Origin of the sequence: Hypericibacter adhaerens (assembly GCF_008728835.1) — a bacterium.
Lineage (GTDB): Bacteria > Pseudomonadota > Alphaproteobacteria > Dongiales > Dongiaceae > Hypericibacter > Hypericibacter adhaerens.
The window spans coordinates 928195-947713 of the sequence record NZ_CP042582.1 but is presented as its reverse complement, the minus strand read 5'-3'; the positions used below and the strand labels follow the sequence as shown (position 1 = coordinate 947713).

Annotated in this window: 17 protein-coding genes; 2 read left to right on the top strand and 15 right to left on the bottom strand. The window is 66.9% G+C overall.

All coding sequences use genetic code 11. The features are described 5' to 3' along the window. Nucleotides 1-16: 16 nt before the first annotated feature. The 15 genes from FRZ61_RS04240 to FRZ61_RS04175 form a co-directional block, all read right to left on the bottom strand. The gene (locus FRZ61_RS04240; RefSeq protein WP_151115132.1) at nucleotides 17-2224 is read right to left on the bottom strand and encodes a flotillin family protein; all 2208 of its coding nucleotides are present in this window, start codon (nucleotides 2222-2224) and stop codon (nucleotides 17-19) included. 58 nt (nucleotides 2225-2282) lie between these two features. Then, on the bottom strand, nucleotides 2283-2972 hold the full coding sequence (locus FRZ61_RS04235) for a bacteriorhodopsin (protein ID WP_191909291.1): 690 nt from the start codon (nucleotides 2970-2972) through the stop codon (nucleotides 2283-2285). Nucleotides 2973-2982: 10 nt separating this feature from the next. Further along, nucleotides 2983-4404, bottom strand: coding sequence for an ABC transporter permease (locus FRZ61_RS04230; RefSeq protein ID WP_225309106.1), 1422 nt, complete (start codon nucleotides 4402-4404; stop codon nucleotides 2983-2985). Beyond that, complete coding sequence (locus FRZ61_RS04225) at nucleotides 4401-5798, bottom strand: ABC transporter permease (protein WP_151115130.1); 1398 nt, start codon at nucleotides 5796-5798, stop codon at nucleotides 4401-4403. Before FRZ61_RS04225 ends, FRZ61_RS04230 begins: the two co-directional genes overlap by 4 nt. 67 nt (nucleotides 5799-5865) lie before the next feature. Then, on the bottom strand, nucleotides 5866-6810 hold the full coding sequence (locus FRZ61_RS04220; protein WP_151115129.1) for an alpha/beta fold hydrolase: 945 nt from the start codon (nucleotides 6808-6810) through the stop codon (nucleotides 5866-5868). A gap of 20 nt (nucleotides 6811-6830) precedes the next feature. Continuing rightward, nucleotides 6831-7238: a hypothetical protein gene (locus tag FRZ61_RS04215; RefSeq protein WP_151115128.1), complete on the bottom strand. Its 408-nt coding sequence runs from the start codon at nucleotides 7236-7238 to the stop codon at nucleotides 6831-6833. A gap of 39 nt (nucleotides 7239-7277) precedes the next feature. Continuing rightward, nucleotides 7278-9461, bottom strand: a complete 2184-nt coding sequence (locus tag FRZ61_RS04210; RefSeq protein WP_151115127.1) for a YbhB/YbcL family Raf kinase inhibitor-like protein — start codon at nucleotides 9459-9461, stop codon at nucleotides 7278-7280. Nucleotides 9462-9571: 110 nt separating this feature from the next. Next, nucleotides 9572-10714 (bottom strand): ABC transporter substrate-binding protein, encoded by a 1143-nt coding sequence (locus tag FRZ61_RS04205; protein ID WP_151115126.1) that lies wholly within the window; start codon nucleotides 10712-10714, stop codon nucleotides 9572-9574. A gap of 104 nt (nucleotides 10715-10818) precedes the next feature. Then, nucleotides 10819-11094 carry a hypothetical protein gene (locus FRZ61_RS04200; RefSeq protein ID WP_191909290.1) on the bottom strand — a complete coding sequence of 92 codons (276 nt, stop codon included), beginning with the start codon at nucleotides 11092-11094 and terminating at the stop codon, nucleotides 10819-10821. Nucleotides 11095-11192: 98 nt separating this feature from the next. Further along, nucleotides 11193-11348, bottom strand: coding sequence for a hypothetical protein (locus tag FRZ61_RS04195; protein ID WP_151115124.1), 156 nt, complete (start codon nucleotides 11346-11348; stop codon nucleotides 11193-11195). After that, a complete protein-coding gene (locus tag FRZ61_RS04190) occupies nucleotides 11345-12907 on the bottom strand; it encodes an AraC family transcriptional regulator (protein WP_191909289.1) in 1563 nt (520 codons plus the stop codon). The genes FRZ61_RS04195 and FRZ61_RS04190 overlap by 4 nt, the downstream gene beginning before the upstream one ends. Nucleotides 12908-13068: 161 nt before the next feature. Next, nucleotides 13069-13383, bottom strand: coding sequence for a DUF1127 domain-containing protein (locus FRZ61_RS26340; RefSeq protein ID WP_191909288.1), 315 nt, complete (start codon nucleotides 13381-13383; stop codon nucleotides 13069-13071). A 134-nt stretch (nucleotides 13384-13517) separates the two neighbouring features. Beyond that, nucleotides 13518-14408 carry a DMT family transporter gene (locus FRZ61_RS04185; RefSeq protein ID WP_151115122.1) on the bottom strand — a complete coding sequence of 297 codons (891 nt, stop codon included), beginning with the start codon at nucleotides 14406-14408 and terminating at the stop codon, nucleotides 13518-13520. 27 nt (nucleotides 14409-14435) lie between these two features. Beyond that, complete coding sequence (locus tag FRZ61_RS04180) at nucleotides 14436-15722, bottom strand: ATP-grasp domain-containing protein (RefSeq protein WP_151115121.1); 1287 nt, start codon at nucleotides 15720-15722, stop codon at nucleotides 14436-14438. 231 nt (nucleotides 15723-15953) lie between these two features. Next, nucleotides 15954-17189 carry an aromatic ring-hydroxylating oxygenase subunit alpha gene (locus FRZ61_RS04175; RefSeq protein ID WP_151115120.1) on the bottom strand — a complete coding sequence of 412 codons (1236 nt, stop codon included), beginning with the start codon at nucleotides 17187-17189 and terminating at the stop codon, nucleotides 15954-15956. Between the two features lie 115 nt (nucleotides 17190-17304). Between FRZ61_RS04175 and FRZ61_RS04170 the strand changes: the two genes are divergently transcribed. After that, a complete protein-coding gene (locus FRZ61_RS04170) occupies nucleotides 17305-17928 on the top strand; it encodes a TetR/AcrR family transcriptional regulator (protein ID WP_151115119.1) in 624 nt (207 codons plus the stop codon). Nucleotides 17929-18089: 161 nt separating this feature from the next. Beyond that, entirely contained in the window at nucleotides 18090-19505 is a 1416-nt protein-coding gene (locus FRZ61_RS04165; protein ID WP_225309105.1) for an acyl-CoA dehydrogenase family protein, read from the top strand. The last annotated feature ends 14 nt before the right edge of the window (nucleotides 19506-19519 follow it).

The following is a 19519-nucleotide window of genomic DNA, read 5'->3' as shown; positions in this document are numbered from 1 at the left end:
CCCGCCGGCCTCCGGATCAGTCATCGCCGTCCTTGCCGCCCTTGTCCGTCGCCGGGAAGTTGCGGAACGACATGCCGCCGGCGCTGCCCAGATTCTCGATCGGCAGCCCCAGATCCTTCATCAGCCCGTCGACGAAGGCGACCTGGGTCCGATACTTCATCGCCGAGTTCACGACGCGATCGGTCATGCTGCCGCTGCCACCGCCGCTCCCGCCGGCGCCGCCCGCCTGGCCGCTTTCGGAGGGACTGTTGAGGCCGGGCAGGCCGTCGACCTGGAGGATCTTGATCGAATCGATCCGCTCCATCGGCTTGACCGTCTCGCGGATGATGTGCTGCAGGTTGCGCACCAGGGTCTCGTAGATGGCGCTGCGGCGGCTCGCCTCCGAGCGCATGTTCTCGGCCTCGTTGAGCAGGCGGTTGCCCGCCGCATCCTTGGCGTAGCGCACCTCGGCGGCCTTGGCCTCGGCGATCTCGGCCTGGGCCTGCAGCTCCTTGGCCTCCTTGTCGGCCTTGGCCATCGCCACCATGCGCTCCGCCTCGCGCTCGGTCTTGGCCGAGGCGTTGATGAGCTCGATGCGCTTCATGCGGCCCGCGACCTCCTCCTCCTTGGCGCTGTGGATCTGCTCCTCGAGCGCCGCCTGCTCCTTCCAGGCTTCGGCCGCCTTGGCCCGGGCATAGGCCTCCTCGATCGACTTGTTGACGACCTCGATGAGCCGCTCCTTGTCGACGATCTCGACCTCCTTCTGCCGCTCGATCTCGAAGCGGTCGATGAACTTGCGCGCCGCGATCCGGAGCTCGTCGAGCTCGCGGGTGGCGGTGATGGAGGCGTCCTCGATGCTGCGATAGGCCGCGGTCTCCGCGATCTTGAGCTTCTGGTTCTTGGAGATCTCGAGATGGTCGATCTCCTCGTCCTTCCGCAGACGCTCGAGATTGACGCTGTAGCGCCTGAGGATGCGCGCCCGCTCCTCCTCGGCCCCGGCCTGCTCGTTGCTGATGCGGACCTCCTTGTCCTTCTCGACGGCGCGGATCTCGATCGCCTTGGCGGTCTCGATGCGGCTCGATTCGACCTCCTTCTCCTTCTCGAGCCGGGCGCGGTCGACCTCGGCACCGGCCGCGGTCTCCTTGAGCGAGATGTCCTGGCGCGAGCGGATCTCCAGCTCCTTCACCTTGCGCTCGTTCTCGATGCGCTCCGCCTCGATCTCCTGCTGGCGCAGGATCCGCTCGGTCTCGAGCGCCTTGCGGGAATTGATCTCCGTCAGGTCGGTGTCGCGCTGGCGCTCGATCTCCAGCGTCTTGATCTCGTTGGCGGCGGCGATGCGCTCGGCCTCGACCAGCCGCTCCTTGGCGATGCGGACGCGCTCGGCCTCCTGCTCGGCACGGACCTTGGCGTTCTGCACCGTGATCGCCGAGCTCGAGCGGTCCTCCTCGATCGCGGCCTGCTGCTCGGCCTTGCGCGATTCGATCGCCCGCACCTGCTCGATGCGCGCATATTCGAGGTCGCGGTCGATCTCGAGCGCCTTTTGCTCGGCCTCGTAATCCTTGAGCTTGATCGAGATGCGGGTGTCGTTCTCGATCTGGTTGCGCAGCTTGCGCCGCTGCTCGATCTGCTCGGTCAACTGCGTCAGGCCCTCGGCATCGAAGGCGTTGGCCGGGTTGAAGGCCGAGATGTCCGACTGGTTGAAGCTCGTCAGCGACGCGTTCTCGAGCTCGAGCCCGTTCGCGGCCAGCGTCTTGCCCACGGCCGTGCCCACCTCGCCCATGAAGCGGATGCGGTTGCCGTGGATCTCCTCCATGGTCATGCCCGCCGCCACGGCCGAGAGCGCGTCCATGAAACGGCTCTGCACGATCTCCTTGAGCTCGAGCGCGTTCATGGTGCGGTCGCCCAGCGTCCGGGCCGCGATCGAGACCGCCTCCCGGCTCGGCATGACCCGGACGGAGAACTCGGCGATCACGTCGACGCGCATCTTGTTCTTGGTGATGAGCGACTGCTCGCCGACGCGCCGGATCTCCAACGGCAGCGCGTTCATGTTGACGCGCGTGATGTTGTGCACGATCGGGATGACGAAGGCGCCGCCTCCCATCACCACCCGCTCGCCGCCGAGGCCGGTCCGGACGAAGGAGCGGTCCTTCGAGGAGTGCCTATAGAGCCAGTGCAGCAGATAGACACCGATCGCGATGAGTACCGTTGCCAGAATGACGATGGCGATTGCGTCCGTGCCGGTCATTGTCCTGTCCTCCCCTGTCCCATGATGCCGCGCTTCAGCGGCAGAGAGTGGTTCTGCCTCAGAAGCGTTCCTTGCCGGCGACGGCGAGGACGATCATGGAGACGGTTACGAGATTCACGAAGTCTGCGAGCGTGTAGAGCACGATGACGCCGCGGCTGTGCCCGGCGCCGATGACGACGTCGACGAAATGCAGGATCGGGTAGATCGCCCAGCCGATCGTCATGATGAGGCGGATCCAGAAATAGCCGAGGCGGATCGGCCGCGACGACTTGCGCAGCGCGTCGCTCATCCAGCCGAAATACATCTCGCCCAGGATGTAGAGCCAGAACGCCATCGACAGCAGCACGCCCAGCGTCGGATCGAAGATCCGCGCATCGCCGAGATAGCGGCTCAGCACCATCAGGATGGCGGCTGCCGTCGTGCGCCAGAAGATGCCGACCGGGATCTGGCCGGCGATCCGGGCGAAGAAATAGACCGCGGCGACCTGCAGCGGCTGCACCACGAACCAGCCGATATAGCGGGGGGCCGCCGTCATCTGCTGCGTCGCGATCCAGGTCTGCGAGGCCTCGAAATAATGGAAGCCCGAGGCCAGCAGCGCCACGCCCGAGAGCGCCACCGTCGCCCGCCAGCGGTCCGAGACCCAGCTCAGCCCGACCAGCGCCAGGAGACCGGTCGTGAGCGTGGCCAGCATCGCCACGCCGTAGGACGTGCTGACGATGTCGCTGGAGGGGAAAGCGCTTCCGAACATGGACTGTCCTTCAGATTTGCGAGCGAATGTGGGGCGCCCGGCCATAAAGGGCGACCATCGGCAGGATCAGCAGGCCGAAGATGAATTGCTGCCACTCGTATTTCAGGCCGATGCCGATCAGGAACGAGCTCAGCACCTGGAGCACGAGCACGCCGATGATGGTGAAGCCGTAGCCGCCATAGCCGCCCACGAGCGAGGTGCCGCCGATCACGACCGCGGCCAGCGTCGTGAAGAGATAGGGATCGCCCACGCCGATGAAGCCGCCGCCGCTCCAGCCCAGCAGGAGCGCGCCGGTCAAAGACGCGAAGCAGCCGCTGATGAGGTAGGCCAGCGTCCAGTATTTGAACTCGGAAATCCCCATCAGCCGGGCCGAGCGGCGGTTGCCGCCGAGGGCGTAGATGTAGCGGCCATAGGCCGAGTAGCGCAGCGCGACGATCACGATGATGGCGAGCAGGATCCAGAGGAAGATCGTGGGCGGCACCTGGAGCCCGAAGGTGACGCCGTTCATCGCCGCGAGGTTCTGGAGCCAGGGCGGCACGGTGCCGAAGACGTTGCCGCTGAAGGTGGAGCCGATGCTGGTCAGGATCTGGGTCAGCCCCGCGACCGAGAAGCCCATGCCCAAGGTCAGGATCAGCGCCTGCCCCTGCAGCCGGTAGGACAGCACCCCGTTCAGGAACCCGATGCCGGCGCCGATCACGAGCACGATGGCGAGCGCGAGCCAGGAGGGGACGCCGAGGCCAATGAGATAGAGCAGGCCGATATTGGCGGCGCCGATCACGAAGGGAATCGACAGGTCGAGCCCGCCGAGGAGCGCCACCAGCGTCTGGCCGACGCAGGCGATGCCGAGGAAGGCCGCGAACAGCAGCACGGCCTTGATGTTGGCGCCCGAGAGGAAGCCGTGGATCGCGAAGGAGCTGATCACAATCAGGGCGCCCAGCACCACCAGGCCGATGAAGGCGCTGCGGCCATGGACGAAGACCCGGCTCACCTTGAAGGCGAAGATCATGATGCCTTCGAGCAGGAGGAAGGCGATCAGGTTCGGGACCGTGCGGAAGCCGGGGAGCGACGCCGCCAGGATCAGGTAGGCGATCAGCATCAGCGCCATGACGATGATCAGGACGCGATTGCCCCGCCACAGGCCGCGCGCGCCGGCCGCCGATCTCGGCTCCGCCGCCTCGTCTTCCTTGGCCGTGACGACGCGCTCCTGGCGGGCCTCGAACACCACGGCGATGTAGTTCAGCACCCAGAAGAGCACCGCGACCGAGGCCACCGTGTAGAGGATGACCGTCTGGGCGCTGACCCCTTGCGCGAAGCCGAGACCGAAGCCGATGGCCGCGACGACGAGGGTGATCGCGAGGTTGAGCCAGACGAGGAAGGGCGACCGGGGCACGAACATCAACGCCCCGCGGTCGCGGGTCGCCAGGTCGCTCATGATGCCCTCCCGATGAGATGGGAGATCAGCCCGCCTTCCCCGGCCCGGCTTTCCTGCGCCACGACGAAGAAGAGCAGCAGGATCAGCACCGAGACGAAGACATAGAGGAAGGTGCCGAGGCGGGCCGAGCGGGCCTCGGCGACCGCGAGGCGGAAGGTGAAGGTCACGAGCAGCAGGACCCCGACCGCGCCGAAGGCGATCTGCTGCAGCGGGCTCAAGGCCGGCAGGCCGCTGCTGCCGCCTTCGCCGCCGCCCGGTGTTGCCGCCGGCAACAGCAGATAGCGCGTCAACAGGTCGCCGGAGGGCGCCGCCGGCACCGCGGCTGCGGCGGTCGCGGCCGTGGTCGCCGCCGCATGGGGCGCGGTGCTGATCTGCAGCATGATGCCGACGACCACGCAGCCAAGCACCACGAAGGCGGCGAAGGGCGAGATGAAGGAGATGTGGCGCCCGATGATCGGCACCAGGAGGGCCAGCAGCAGCGACAGGACCAGGATCAGCCCGTAGAAGAGCTGGGTCACGAAGGCCTGGCTCGCGCCGAAATTGAAGGTCGCGAGTCCATAGCCGATGAGGAAGAGGTTGACCGCCCCCAGGAGCGCGCCGGTGACGCCGCCGCGCCCGCCGGCGAGGCTGGCGCCGCCCAGCACCAGCGCCGTGACCGAGGTCAGCGTCATGGTGGTGCCCTGGGTCGGATCGCCCGAGGAGATCAGCGCCGTGTAGCAGATGGCGCCCAGCCCGACGAAGATGCCGGAGATCACATGGGCGCCGATGCGGGTGATGTTGGTCCGGGTGCCGCTGGCATAGGCCGCCCGCTCGTCGTACCCCATCATGCGCAGGTTGCGATAGAACGGGGTGAGCTGGAACAGCAGCCAGCCGCCGGTCGCCAGCAGCACGATCAGGAGGATCGGCGAGAAGATCGTGTTGCCGAGGCCCCAGGAGCCCATCCAGTCGGGCGCCACGCCGCCGGGCCGCGGCAAGATCACGCGATTGATGCCCGAGAGCGCCAGGAAACCGCTCAGCGCCACGATGATCGGCTGCACCCGGACATAGATGATCACCAGCGCGAACAGCACCTGGTAGAGCACGCCGATCCCGAGCGCCAGCAGGAAGACGCCGAGCGGCGAGGTGACGACGCCGATGTCGCTGAGCTTGACGATCGACACGTTGATGAAGGCGAGGAGAGGGCCGACGGCCAGATCGACGGTCCCCCTGCCGGCCACCGCCACGGCCATGAGGGCATAGGTCGCCATCACCAGCGGCGCGGCCACGATGATCGCGCTGCCGAAGCCCGCCAGCGAGACGAGGCTGGGGCCCCGGATCACCGCGATGCTGAGCAGCACGGCGATCAGCAGGATCGGCACCAGCAGATAGGTGTTTTGCGAACCCCTCTCCGACATCGCTCTGCTCTGGCTGCTCCGGCCTCCCGCCGACGGGTGGGCGGGCTTGCGCCCGCCCGGCTCCCACTCAGAGATCGATCACGCGCCGCCCGGCCGGCCGCTCGCTGCGGCCGCCCGAGCGCAGATCCGTCACGCCGGCACGCGCACCGCCCTGCCCGCGCCGCTCCGGATCCAGGCCCAGGATCTTCTTGAGCACCGGCGTGATGACTTCCTTGAACTTCGCCGGATCCTCGGAGGTCGGGAAGTGGCCGCCGCCGAAGATGATGCATTCGGAGTTGCGCACCTTCTCGGCGGTACGCTCCGTCATCTCGGGCGTGCAGGCGAAGTCGTACTCGCCGGTCAGGAAGAAGATCGGCAGCTTGCCGGAGATCTTCTGGCACTGGTCGCGGAAGTCGGAATCGACGCTGTAGAAATAGAGGTCGCCCTTGAAGATGCCGGGGCCGCCCTGGGCGTAGTACCACCAGGTCTCCCAGCGGTATTCGTCCGGCGATTCCGGCGACATCAGGCCGAAGACCGAGGTCGCCACCACCTCGCCGCCATGGATATGCGGATGGTGCAGCGGATCGATCCACCAGCCCGGCGAATAGTCGCAAGCCTCGAGCGCGATCAGAGCCGAGAACTCGTTCTCGTATTTGAGCGCCAGCGCCAGGCAGACATTGCCGCCCATGGACTGGCCCATGACGACCGGCTTGGTCAGATCGAGCGCCCGGCAGAAGGCGACGATGAACTCGCAATAGAAGCGCGTGGTCAGCTTGTACTCGTCCTCCATCAGGTAGAAGTCCGAGGGCGGAATCGACTTGCCGTGCCAGGGCAGGTCGAAGGCGATCACGCGGAAATTCTGGGCGATGTCGGGATCGCAGAGCTGGTGGCGGTACTGGCGCCCGTCGGTGCCGGCGGTGTGCAAGCAGACCAGCGGGATGCCCTCGCCATGCTCTTCGTAATAGGTCCGGTAGGTCTTGCCCTCGCACTGGACATAGACATAGCGCCCGACGATCGGATCATGGGTGTTCATTGGCGTCTCTCCTGCCGCGCTCAGACTTGTCTCATCAGCGAGAGCATGCGCGTCAGCGCCCGCAGATTCTGCCAGAAGGGAAGGGTGTTGCCCTCGATGATGAGCTGGCGGTGCAGCGGATGCGCCATGGCCCAGATGTCGTTGAACATGGGTGGAGGGATGCGCTGCGAGAACTTCATCCAGGCGCTGCTCGGCGCCTTGAGGCCGAAATCGTAACCGAGATCGTTGGGCGTCAACCCTTCGGCGATACGCTGGATCTTGCCGCCGCGCACCTCGATCAGATACTCGGTCTCGTCGACGCCGAGAACGAATCGGCTGGTGAAGAAGCGGCCGATCACCGGGAGGATCCGGTCGTCGTTCACGCAGCGCGCCCAGCGCTCGATCCATTCCAAGTCGAAGCTCTTCCTACTGCTGCCGGATCTACTCATGCGGTCCTCCTGTCAGATCGCGAAGACATTGGCCGTTTCTTAGTGGGGGAGCGGCTTCTTCGCCGGCCCGTAGAGCGCGACGAAGGAAGCCATGTCGATCGCCACCGGCATGACGGCCGCGGCGAAGGCGGTGAGATCGGCGTCCGGCGCTATGGCCAGACGCTCGGTCTTGAGGGCATAGAGAGTGAAGACGTAGCGATGCTGGCGGTCCGGCGGCCAGGGGCCGCCATAGCCGCGCCCGAAGCCCGGGATGCCGAAGGTGACGTAATCGCTGTTGAGCTCGACGGCACCCTTGGGCATGAGCGCGCCGCCGGAAGCACCTTCGGGCAGCTCGCGAACGCCCGCCGGGATGTCATGGACCAGCCAATGGGCGAAGGCGCGCGGGAACTTGAACGCCTCGGGCAGGTCGGGATCGGTGATGGCGAGCGCGAAGCTGCGCGTCCCTTCCGGCACGCCCGACCAGACCAGGCGCGGCGAGCGCTTGTTCTCCTCGGCGAAGCGCCCCGGAATGATCTGGCCGGGTGCGATATCGGGCGCCTGCAGCTTGAAGGCCATGACGGCCGCCTCGCGCGGCGGATCCTGGCGCGGGGACAGCGGCACGGGCCGCGGCATGGGGCGACCCTGCTCGAACGGGAGGCGAACGGTAGCGGCGGCCATGGGCGCGAGGGCGGCGCCCTCCTCCCCGTCCCCGCCCGCCTCGCCCGGCAGTCGCGCGCTCGCCCGGCGCCCGAACATGGCGTTCAGGATCGCATGGCTGTCATAGGGCGGCTCGAACTGCGAGGAGATGCTGCCGTTTCGGAACACTTCGACGCGGGAGCAGAGATTGAGGAACTCCTCGATCTCGCTCGACAGGAACACCACCGCATTGCCGCGCGAGGCGAAGTCGCGCAGGTTGCGATAGAGGTCGAGCTTGGCGCCGATATCGATGCCGCGCGCCGGGTCGTTGAGCACGAGCACGGCGGGTTTCTCGGCGAAGGCGCGCGCGATCAGCACCTTCTGCTGGTTGCCGCCGGAAAGCGAGGTGATGAGATTGTCGCGGTCGCCCATCTTGACCGCGAGCTTGCCGGACTCCCACTCGAAGACGGGCGAGAGCTTGGTCCTGTTGATCAGGTTGAGGATGCCCGCCAGCCGGTATTCGCGATAGACCGGCATGAGCAGGTTCTCGAAGATGCTCAGGTTCGGGAGGATGCCCTCCTTCTTCCGGTCGCCGCTGACATAGCTGATGCTGTTCTCGCGTGCAGAATGGAGGTCGGTGATGTCGTTGGCGGTCTTATCGCGGATGACGGCGATGCGGCCCGAGACCAGCGGCTGGATGCCGGCGAGGCAGCGCACGAAATCCGCCTGGCCCTGGCCGTCGAGCCCCGTCACGCCGATCACCTCGCCCGGATAGAGCGTGAAATCGATCGGCGCCGCGGCCGACCAGACGCGGCCTTCCGTCATCCGCAGCACCGGATTGGGCGCGAGGCGCTGGGCCACGGACTGGCCCTGCTGCGTCCGGCTGCGCTCCGTCCCGGCGATGAGCTCCAGGATGCGCTGCTCGGTGATCTCCTCCTTGCCGAGGCTGCCGACATCGATGCCATCCCGGAGCACCGTGGCGCGGTCGGCGATACGCACCAGCTCAGCGATCCGGTGGGTCACGATCAGGATGCTGACGCCGGCCTTCTTGAGCTGGCGCATCTTCTGGAACAGCCGCTCGGTCGAATCGAAATCGAGTGCCGCGGAGGATTCGTCGAGGATGAGGACCTTGGGATCGGCCAGCAGCGCGCGGGCGATGGTGATCCATTGCTTGATGCTGAGCGGCAGCTCGCCCACCAGCGTCGAGAGATCGAGATCGAAATCCAGGAGCTCCCGCATCAGGGCGGAACCCCGGCGCTGCTTCTCCTCCTGGCTGAGCGCGGAGCCGAACGGCGTGTCGGCGCCGAGATAGAGATTGTCGAGCACCGAGCATTCGTCGGCGACGAGCACCTCCTGGAACACGTTGGAGATCCCGAGCGCCCGGGCCTCGTAGGGCGAGGTCGCCGACTTGCCGAGGATCGACACCTGGCCGCTGTCGGGGATGAGGACGCCCGAGATGACCTTCGCCAGCGTGCTCTTGCCCGACCCGTTGCCGCCGACGATGGCATGGACCTCGCCGGCATAGGCCCTCAGGTTGCATCCCCCCAGCGCCACCGTGGGCCCGAAGGTCTTCCTGACCGAGGAGATTTCAACCGTAGGGTAGACCATGGCGCGTCAGGGTTTCCCGTTCGGCGAGGTCGGAAAGAGTCGGAACCCCGCCATGCGGAAGACGCCGCCCGGTCCCAAGGGACGGGGCGGCGTCGATCCAGGCCAGACGACTAAGGCTTGTAGGCTGCGGGATCGGCGGGCCGCAGGAAGAACTGGTCGAGATATTCCTTCCCGGCCCATTTCTCGATGCCGACGCTGTACCAGTCGCCCGACTCCTCGTCGCAGTTCTCAGGCACGACCTTGGACAGCTCGTCATAGCTCAAGGTCAGCGGCCGCGTCAGGATCGACTGGACCTTGGGGCCCTGGCCCTCGAGCGTACGCATCATGATGTTCCAGGCCATCTCGAAATCGTCCGCCGGCGGCCAGGCCTGGATCGAGGAGCTGATGTAATCCTTGTTCTTGCGCCAGTAGCAGAGCGCGCCGATCTCGCCGCCGATCGTGATCGGCGCCATGGTCCGGCCGCTCTGCTTCAGCGCGCGCACCGCGCCGAGCTCGGAGGCCGACTGGATGATGATGCCGTCGAGCTGGCCGGGATTGGTGGCGAGCCAGCGCTGGATCTCGGACTGGGCGACCTGGTCGGTCCACATGCCCGCGACCGTGCCGGCCACCGTGATGTCCGGATACTTCTCGAGCGCCTTGAGGATGCCGAGATTCTGCGAGTCCGAGGCCGAAGCGCCCGGGATGCCCTCGACATTGAGCACGTTGCCCTTGCCGCCGAGCTCCTTGGCCATCCATTCGCCCAGCATGTAGCCGCCGACGACGAAGTTGGCCGAAGAGTTGATCGAATAGGGCGAGGTCAGGTAGCCCGTGGCCGAAATGACGGGAATGCCGCGCTCATAAGCGTACTGGACGGTCTGGTTCAGCGCGGTCGGGTTCGAGCAGCAGACGATGATCGCGTCCACGCCCTGGTCCACCAGCTGGCGCATCTGCTGGATCTGGACCGAATCGTTGAGGTTCGACTGCGTGATGATGACGTCCGAGATCAGCCCGAGCTGCTTCCATTTCGGGATCAGCTCCTCCTGCAGGCGCTTCATCACCGCCGCGCGCCAGGTGTTGCCGGCATAGGAGCTGGCATAGCCGATCTTCCAGGGTGGCGGATTCTTCGGCTTCCAGTCGCGATAGGCGCTCTCGCCGATCGGCTGCGCCGGGTCGATCATCTGCGGGTTATAGAGCTCGTCGCGGATGCTCTGCGGCAGCTCGTCGAGGCCCGCGGCGAAGGCGGGGCTGGCGAAGGCGACGGCGGCCGCGACCATCGCGGACCGCAATAGGATTGCGAACGGGCGTGTCAATTTCCCCTCCCATGAGGCCGCATTTCTCTGCTGCGGCACGAGCCCCTGCTGGACTCTTCGGGCGGGGACTATCGGCCAAGACCGGTCCAGCCTCGTAATACAATTTTTCTATATTCGGTATATGCACCCGGCATGGAGCGCGGGATCGCGCGCCGCTCCTCATCGTCGCGCGGACACGACGTGCGGAGCTGTGGATCGTTTTCTAAATCACGACCATGGCTGCGATTCTCGCCATGGCGCAGCGCAGCATCGGCCAGCCCGGCGCGATCTCCGATCGACAGGATGCGGGCCGGCGTCAAACGCGCCGGTGCAACTGTGAAATCTTGACGACGGTACGGAGCCACGGCCGGTCCATCCGCGCCGCGCAGCGCCGGGCGCCACGATCCGCGGGCGCGATGCCGACGACGAAAACCGATTCGATCCGCGACGCCCGCCCGCGCCGTCAACGGCCCGCGCGCTTGAAATACTGCACGGCGCGCTCGTGCTTCTCGGCCGCGGCGCGCGTCTTGAAGGTGCCGAGATTCCGGCGCTTGCCGGTCGCCGGATTCTTCTTCCGGGAATAGAGCCGGTATTCGCCGGATTTGAGCTTGCGGATCATCGCCTCTCCTTTCCGCGTCGGGTTTCGCCCTGCCGATCGGCGCGCCGCCCCTCGAGAGAACCCGGCGGGCTCTCCGAAGGTTCCCGCATCGCCGACGGCCGGTCTCCGTCACCCGCCGCCGGCTCCTTGCCGCGCCGCAGGAATCCCCTGTCGGTCAGAACGACCCTGGTGACATCGCCGCCGAGCGCCGCCTGGCCCAATCGCCGCGCGGCGGCACTCACCTCTTCCTGCGCGCGCGGATCGCCGCTCGCCCGGGCGGCTTGCAGGGCGCGATAGGTGACGACGAACTGGCAGATCAGGGCGCTGTGAAGCTCTTGCGCGGCGCGCGCATCGAGGCGCGGCATGACGCCGCCCAGCGCCTTCCAGGTCTGCCGCCCGACGGCCTCGACATGGCCGAGCCCCGGATCGCTGCCGCGGTTGGCCGCCACCCAGATGGCGAGAGCAAGAGCCGTGATCGCATCGGCGAAGCGCGTAGGCGAAAGCTCGAACGCCTTGAGAATCCCGGCATAGGTTCCGGGAAAGTCGTGGGCCTCGAGCAGGCCGGCGAGGTCCTCCGCTCCCGCCGGCTCGCCGGCCCGCAAGGAGGCGATCAGCCTCTTCCGCTCGGCCGCGGGCAGGCTGGCATCGAGCCGCTCCAGATTGAGCGCCCGCGCGTCGCCCCGCCCATCGGCGAGCAACCGGTCGAGAAATCCGGGGCCCAGCCGCTCGCCGATGAGGGGGCCGATCAGGGGCACCAGATGGGTCCAGCCCTGCCTCGCGCTGAGGGTCCCGGCCGCCGGCATGCCGAAATCCGCCGGCAGCGCCGCACCCCCCTCTTCCTCGGCCGCCGCCCCCTTCTGCTCCGCCCGCCGCACCCAGTCGCTGGGCGCGCAGCCGACCAGCTCGCTGAAGACATCGTGGAATCGGGCATAGCTGCCGAAGCCGGCCTCGAGGGCGACGTTCAGGAGATTGGCACCCGGCCGATAGGCCTGCATGAACCGATCGAGCCGGATCCGGTTCCGCCATTCGAGGAAGCTGCGGCCGCTATGCTCCACCAGCAGGCGGCTCAGATAGGGCGCCGCCACGCCGGCGGCCTGCGAGAGCTCGGAGAGCGACATCGACGCGCCGCTCTCGCGCAACAGCAGCAGCGCCCGCGTCACCGCCGCATGCATCGGGCGCAAGCGCGCCGGCGGGCTGTTGCGGCTGGCCCGCCATGCCCGCATCGCGAGATAGGCAAGGCCGGCATTGTAGACGGAAGGCTGGTCGGAATCCTGCGAGACCTGGCTCAAAAGCCGATCGAGATCGACGAACTCCTCGCCCGGCAATTGCCGGAGCGGCTGCTCCGCCAGCTCGGCGAGCTGGCTCGCCTCCACCAGATGCGGCCGAAGGAGGAGCACCCACATTTCGAGGTGAGGCGATCGCACCAGCCGATGGCGTTGTCCCGGCAGAAGCCAGATCAGCGTTCCCGGCTTCAGCGCGTAGGTGCGGTCGTCGAGCGTGAGGCTGCCGGTGCCGCGGATGATGAGATCGCACTCGATCTCCGGGTGGTGATGGTCGATCTCCAGCCGCGCGCCGGACACCGCCCGCCGCACCTCGCCGGCGAGACCGGCCGCGATCTCCCGGCTTTCGCTCGGAATGGGCTGGCTCCTCTCTGGGTTGCAGAAAGGATAACGGCGGGTGGAAAGCGCGGCAAGCGAGCGAGCCGCCGGGCCTGTCGGGGGCCCGGTGGCTCGCCGGCCGCCTAGCCGTGCCGGGCGGGACGGGAAGGACGCTCCCCGCGCTCCGTGACCCGGCGGGCCAGGCACGCCGTCGGGTCCTGGGCGAAGGGCAAGGATCGCGCATAGCCGATGTCGGCTTCGGTCAGGCCGATATCGTGAAGCTGGTGCGCGTCCATCTGGGTGAGGAGGCGGAGGTCCCGCCGGCCGCGGATGAACTTGAGGATTCCGACGGCGAGGGCGCTCAGCCCGACGCTCTTCGCCAGCAGGGCCGCGGAAGGAATCTTGACGGCGGACGGCAGTGCCACGGCGGTGGCGACGATGAATTGTCCAAGCGACATGAGGGGCTCCTGTCTTCTCGGCCTGGGGCCGCCGGGATGGCGGCGATGCGGCCTGTTTCCTGGCTGCCCTTGTGCCCCGGATGGCGTTCCGGGGCTCTCTGCCTTTCACAGGAACACATCTCGTCTTTTGCAATTCATGCCCGGGACGCTTCCGCGCGGCGTCGCTTGGCGAGAATGTCCAGCGCGACGAACAGGGTGATGATGAGGACGCCCAGCAGCGTCACCGTGTTCCAGCCATAGGCCGGCGACGCCAGGGAAATCAGGAAGGAGAGGATCGGTTGGCCCGCCAGGCAGACCATGAGCGTCAGCTCGTTGATGCGCCGCAGAGCGATCTGAAAGAGCAGCAGCGGCGCCAGCACGCCCACCATGCCGATGACGGCCATCAGCAGCAACGAATAGGCATCCGGCAGGGCCACGGCCGGCGCCTCGACCGAAAGCCAGAGGATCGCGACGGCGATCGTCAGATGGAAGCGATGGGCGAGCACCGAGGCGGGCCGCCAGCCCGCGGCCGCAAGCTTCCGGGAAGCGGTTGCCGAGAGCGCCGAGGCGATTCCCGTGGCGGTGCTGGCGGCGACCGCCGCCCATACCAATGCCGGATCCGGATGGGACAAGGAGGCGGCGATCTCCGCCCAGCCAAGGAGCGCACAACCGGCGACGATCCCCAGGCAGGCCAGCAGATGGATCCATTTCGGCCACGCCCGGCCCTGCAGGCTCACCAGCGCCATGGCCACCAGCAGCGACATGCCGATCTCGATCGACGCCACCATCGCCGGCGCCAGATGATCGAGGGCGAAGAAGAAGGCGACGACGCTGATCGCCGTCCAGAGATTGACGAGGACAAGCTGCAGCCGCCCTTCCCGTGGCAGGCGGAACCGCGCGACGGCCAGGCAGACCGTCGCCGTCAGGCAGATGCTGAGCAGGATGAAGAGCGGCGTCGACAGGCCGGCGAGGAAGGTGCCGTAAAGCACCTTCCCCGACGACTGCAGCGCCACCGCAAGGAACACCAGTCCCTGGCCGATAGCCATGATCGATCCCCCACATTGCCGCCAGGACTAGATCGCCACGGCGGTCGCGGGCTGGACGCCATAGAGCAGGCCCCGCACCTCCCAGCGCCGGATCGTTTCGATGTCGGAGGCGATCTGGCGCGGGTCGTCATGGACCAGATAGATCACGCCGCCGCGGGCGAGCCAGTCGGCCGTCCGCGCGACCTGGTCGCCCCGGGCGAGGCCTCGGTAATGGGCGTGGAAAGAGGCCAGCGAGCGCAGATGCCGGAGGCCCTCGATGCCGCGGATCGTCCCCTCGCTCGTGAAATTGAACAGGAGCTTGGTCATGTGCCGGTGGAACCGGTAACAGCCCTGGGCGAAGAGGCGGTCGCGCTCCCCTTCCCGGTCCGCCAGCACGCCGGCGAAGATGTCGGCCTGGGTGCGCATCCCGGCGGCGCTGTAGGACGGCTCGTCCATCGCCGCCCCCATGAGCCGGGCGCCGGTCTCGATCAGCGCCGGCCCCTCCGGCGTCCACCTGAGCTCGGTATGGGCGGCTCCGTTCTCGATGCCGAGCGCCGCCAGCACCTCGAGCGTGTATTCGATCAGCCGCTGCGCATCCGGCCTCCGCGGATCGAGCAGATGGGCGCCGCCCGGCACAACTTGGCGGCCGGCGGCGGCCAGGCTCATCGACCAGGCGTCGCTGACATGATGGCGGCCCTGCCAGCTCACGGTATTGACGATGAATTGCGGGCCGGAGAGATAGGACTGCAGCAGCAGGCGCCGGTTGACGCAGCCCATGAAGTTCTCGCGGCCGAGCGTGCTCGCGAAAGCGGCGTGGATGTCGGCGGGGTTGTTGCAGATATACACCCCGTCCGCGCCCGCGCTCGTCAGCGGCTTCACCACGACGGGCCAGGCGCCGTGCCGCCGGGCCCAGGCCTGGGCTTCTTCGACCGTGTCGACCGCCGCCTGGCGGGCCACATGCAGCCCCCGCCGCCGCGCCGCCTCGATCATGTCGAACTTGTCGCGGCGGACACCGAGCTTCTCGATTCGGTTGGTCGGCAACCCCAGCTCATGCGCGACCTGCTCGGCGAACGTCACGCCCCATTCCGAGCCCGCGACCACGGCCTGCGGTGCGAGGGGGGCGAGCAGCTTCGCCGCGGCCACGGCATCGCCGACATGGCCGAGATCGGCATCGTAGGGAGAAGGGTCGAAGCATCCCGCCACGGGGGCGGGCAACCGGGCCGTCGAGCGCAGATGCAGGCATTCGACGTTGCGCGCGAGAAGCTCGCGCACCAGCTCGCGGCCGGTGGAATAACCGTCGACGATGACGACGCGTTTGCGGTCGTGAGGGCTCATGGGTCAGGCTCCATTTCTTGCCGGCCGGAACCGGAACGGACCGGCGCGGCGGTTGCGATGGAACCTTTATGGGGTCGGCCGGCCGCGGCGGCTTATCGCGGCTTGCAGGCCGACCTCTCGTCTTTTGCAATTCTGCCGGCACAGGCCCGCGGGTAGCCCGGGCGCTCGCTCGGGCATCGCGGGTGTACCGCCGGCTGGGTGCGGGTCCCGGCTGTTCCGGGATCCCGACCGCTATTCCGCCGCGATCGTCTCGCCCGTCTCCGGCGTGACCACCTGGTCGACGATCCAGTTGGCGAGCCCCTGCACGTCCGTCTCCTGGCTGCAGAGCCGCGCGATGCGGGCATAGGGCGACTGGATGCCGGCGAACTGGCGCAGCGCGATATCCTTGTCCTCGACCACGACGATGTCGTTGCGGCGATAGTAGTTCTGCGACAGCCGCTCGAAATCCTCGCGCCCGAAATAGGATTTCGGGAAGAGCGAGCTCACCGTCAGCCGCGACTTCTTGGCCGAGATCGGCTCGCTCTGGAACAGCAGCGCGCCGTCATTGCCGAGCGTCATCATCATGCCCGGCCGCAAGGTCACGAAATAGGTGCCCTTCGTCCGGTCCGGATCGATCTGCGGCATCGGCGGAAAGCCGTCATAGCCGGGGAACGGCAGCAGCAGCTGGCTGCCCTCGTCATGCCGCACGAAGACGACATATTCCTGCCCCCGGGACGGCACCAGCACCGCTTCCTTGGACTTCCACTGCGCCAGCGAATCCTTGTGCACGTAGGGAATGTGGTAGGCGTCGATATAGTTCTCGACGAAGCATTTCCAGTTGGCGTCCATCTCGTAGACGACCTTGCGCGCGCAGGCCATGTCCTCGAGCTTGTGCGAGGCCAGGCTCTCGACGAAGGCACCCAGATGCTGCTCGAGCGTCTGCGGACCTTCCTTGAAGCGGATGAAGATGAAGCCGCCCCAGGTGCCGCTCTCGATCTCGGCGAGGCCGAACTCTTCCTTGTTCGTGCCGTCGATCAGCGGGCGCCCCTCGGGATCGTTGTAGTTCGGCGCGCCGATGAAGCGCCCGTCGAGGCCGTAGGACCAGAAATGATAGGGGCAGCGGAAGGCCTTGCAGTTGCCGGAGCCCGTGGCGAGCATCGCGCCGCGATGGCGGCAGGTGTTGGCGAAGACCCGCACCTTCTCGTCCTTGCCGCGCACCACGATCATCGGCACGCCGAGGAAGGACATGGAGTGATAGTCGCCGGCCTTGGGGACGATCTCCTCGCGCTCGATCAGGTTCCAGCTGCGCAGGAAGATCCGTTCCTTCTCGGCCTCCCAGAAGCGCTCCGAGGTGTAGCACCAGAGCGGCAGCGACCGCATGAGCCGCCCGCCCCGGCGGACGGCGGCATAATGACGGGGGGAAAGGATGTCTTCCGGCTCGACATTGCCGAGATCGGCACGATCTTCGTAACCTGCGCGCGTTGCCATGGTCCTCTCCCCGACCGACTTATTGAGTCAACTAACATTTGATAGTAAACTAACGTTTTTAGACGGTCAAGGCGTGGGGTGAGCCGGTTCAAGCCTGGACCACCGGAGGGACAGCGTGACGGGACTGAGGGAGCGCAAGCGCCAGGAACGCAACGACGTCATCATCGACGCGGCGATGGACCTGTTCGAAGCCCATGGCTACGAGCAGACCACGATGGAGGAAATCGCGGCCCGCGCCGACATCTCGCCGCCGACGCTCTACCGCTACTTCCCGCGCAAGACCGAGCTCCTCATCGCGCTCTTCTGGAAGGAGCGCGAGCGCATGGACACGGTGCTCGAGGAGTTCCACCGCAAGTCCGCCTCCTGGGACGCGGTCAGCGCGATGGCGGGGCTGCTCTATCTCAACAACAGCGGCGTCCATACGAAAGCGCAGCGCAAGCTCTGGCGCGAGGTGATGGCGGCGCTCCTGCGCATCCATGACGAAGCGACCGACGAGTTCCGCAGCATCAAGGAGCATTTCGAGAAGCATGTCGAACGCATGCTGCGGCGCCTGCGGGACGATGGACTCATCGCGAAGGACGCACCCCTCCCGGCGATGATGTACGTGCTCTACGCCGTTGCGGCCGAGAACTACTATCGCGTGATCGCGAACGAGTTCAAAAGCGTCGAGGACGAGAAGCGCGCCATGGAGGAGCAGGTGGCGCTCGTTCTCAAGGGCTGGCTTCCGCGAAACCCGTGAGGGGAGTGTCCACCGGCACGAGGCCGTGTGACGCCGAACCCTCGCTCGCGATCTCCCGGAAGAATGAATCCGAACTTCAGAAATTCTGATTCCTTCGAATCTCCGCACTGAGTATCCGGTTTTCTCTTCCTCTCCCCGGACGGCCGCCGCATGATTGGTGCGTGGGTTTGATCGACGAGGGGAGCGGTGTCGAGATGAGCGGCGGCAAGAGCTGGAATGGCGAAGCCTTCTGGGGCGTCGGCTTCGAATATGATCCGCAATGGCTGCTGACCGAGGAGCAGCGGCGATTGCAGGCGCGGCTGATCGAGCTGTCGGCGACGGCGATGCGGGCCAATGCCGAGGAATCGGACAAGGGCTTTGTCTTCCCGCGCAAGAATTTCGAGCTCCTGGCGAAGGAAGGCCTGCTGGGGCTGATCGTGCCCCAATCGCTGGGCGGGCGCGGCGAGAGCCATGTCTGCGCCGCCATGGTGGTGGAGACCATCGCGCGCTATGGCTGCGCCTCGACTGCCATGTGCTACGTCATGCATCTCGCGGCGACCGCGGGCCTGCTGCTGCACCATCATCGAAATCCGAAGGTCCAGGATCTGCTGCGGCGCCTGGACCAGGAGGTGCTGGTCGGCACGCTGTCGATCTCGGACCCCGCCACCGGTTCGCATGTCTGGTTTCTGATGTCCTCGAGCGCCGAGCGCACCGGCGAGGGCTACCGGCTCAGCAAGAAGGCGTCCTGGACGACCTCGGGCGGTTATGCCGACTGGTATCTGGCGCAGACCACGAGCCCGGATTTCAAGGGCAACTATGCCGACTTCTCGATCTGGCTGCTCTATGCCGACGAGGTCAAGGCGCGGAAAGGTACATGGAACGGCGTTGGCCTGCGCGGCAACCAATCCGGCCCCATGGAGATCGACGGCGTCGTGGTTCCGCCGGACCGCCTGATCGGGCCGGCGGGCGACGGTGCCGGCTCCAACGACGAGGCGACCGACCCCTACTTCCTGTTCGGCACGGCGGCCTGCTGGAACGGCGTCTCCATGGGGGCGATCGACATCGTGAAGCGCCACACGACGCGCAAGACCCATGCCGATGTCGGCCTCAAGGTCGCCGACTATCCGTCGATCCAGGACTATGTCGGCAATGCGATCGCCGAGACCAACGCCTCGCGCGCCCTCACCTACCAGGTCGCCCAGGCGTTGGACCGGGTCACGAACAACAACGACTGGTCGATCCATGAAGACATCGCGGCGCGCCCGCGCACGACGCTGGTGCAATGGAACTGGCAGGTCAAATACATCGCCGCCAAGAACGTCGTGGCGGTCACCAACGACATGATGAGCGCCGGCGGCGGCACGGCCTACAAGCCGGAGCTGGGGCTCGAGCGCTACTGGCGCGACGGCCGCGCCGGCTGGTTGATGGCACCGACCAACGAGGTCATCCGCCTGCTGGTCGGCAAGTCGGCGCTGCTGGGCTTCGAGGAGCTGGATTTCTGGAACCAGCGCGCGAACCAGCGCCTCCTGCGCAGCGAGCTCAAGAAGCTCAGCGCGGAAGAGCGCAAGGCGCTGGCGGAAGAACTGCTGAACCGCTGATCGGCCTGCTTCAA

What these genes read in the sequence shown, in the direction of transcription:
- FRZ61_RS04195 (WP_151115124.1), bottom strand. Translation starts at nt 11,348, where the DNA reads ATGATCCGCAAGCTCAAATCCGGCGAATACCGGCTCTATTCCCGGAAG.
- FRZ61_RS04235 (WP_191909291.1), bottom strand. Translation starts at nt 2,972, where the DNA reads ATGTTCGGAAGCGCTTTCCCCTCCAGCGACATCGTCAGCACGTCCTAC.
- FRZ61_RS04215 (WP_151115128.1), bottom strand. Translation starts at nt 7,238, where the DNA reads ATGAGTAGATCCGGCAGCAGTAGGAAGAGCTTCGACTTGGAATGGATC.
- FRZ61_RS04180 (WP_151115121.1), bottom strand. Translation starts at nt 15,722, where the DNA reads ATGAGCCCTCACGACCGCAAACGCGTCGTCATCGTCGACGGTTATTCC.
- FRZ61_RS04185 (WP_151115122.1), bottom strand. Translation starts at nt 14,408, where the DNA reads ATGGCTATCGGCCAGGGACTGGTGTTCCTTGCGGTGGCGCTGCAGTCG.
- FRZ61_RS04225 (WP_151115130.1), bottom strand. Translation starts at nt 5,798, where the DNA reads ATGTCGGAGAGGGGTTCGCAAAACACCTATCTGCTGGTGCCGATCCTG.
- FRZ61_RS04205 (WP_151115126.1), bottom strand. Translation starts at nt 10,714, where the DNA reads ATGGTCGCGGCCGCCGTCGCCTTCGCCAGCCCCGCCTTCGCCGCGGGC.
- FRZ61_RS04240 (WP_151115132.1), bottom strand. Translation starts at nt 2,224, where the DNA reads ATGACCGGCACGGACGCAATCGCCATCGTCATTCTGGCAACGGTACTC.
- FRZ61_RS04220 (WP_151115129.1), bottom strand. Translation starts at nt 6,810, where the DNA reads ATGAACACCCATGATCCGATCGTCGGGCGCTATGTCTATGTCCAGTGC.
- FRZ61_RS04230 (WP_225309106.1), bottom strand. Translation starts at nt 4,404, where the DNA reads ATGAGCGACCTGGCGACCCGCGACCGCGGGGCGTTGATGTTCGTGCCC.
- FRZ61_RS04210 (WP_151115127.1), bottom strand. Translation starts at nt 9,461, where the DNA reads ATGGTCTACCCTACGGTTGAAATCTCCTCGGTCAGGAAGACCTTCGGG.
- FRZ61_RS04175 (WP_151115120.1), bottom strand. Translation starts at nt 17,189, where the DNA reads ATGGCAACGCGCGCAGGTTACGAAGATCGTGCCGATCTCGGCAATGTC.
- FRZ61_RS26340 (WP_191909288.1), bottom strand. Translation starts at nt 13,383, where the DNA reads ATGTCGCTTGGACAATTCATCGTCGCCACCGCCGTGGCACTGCCGTCC.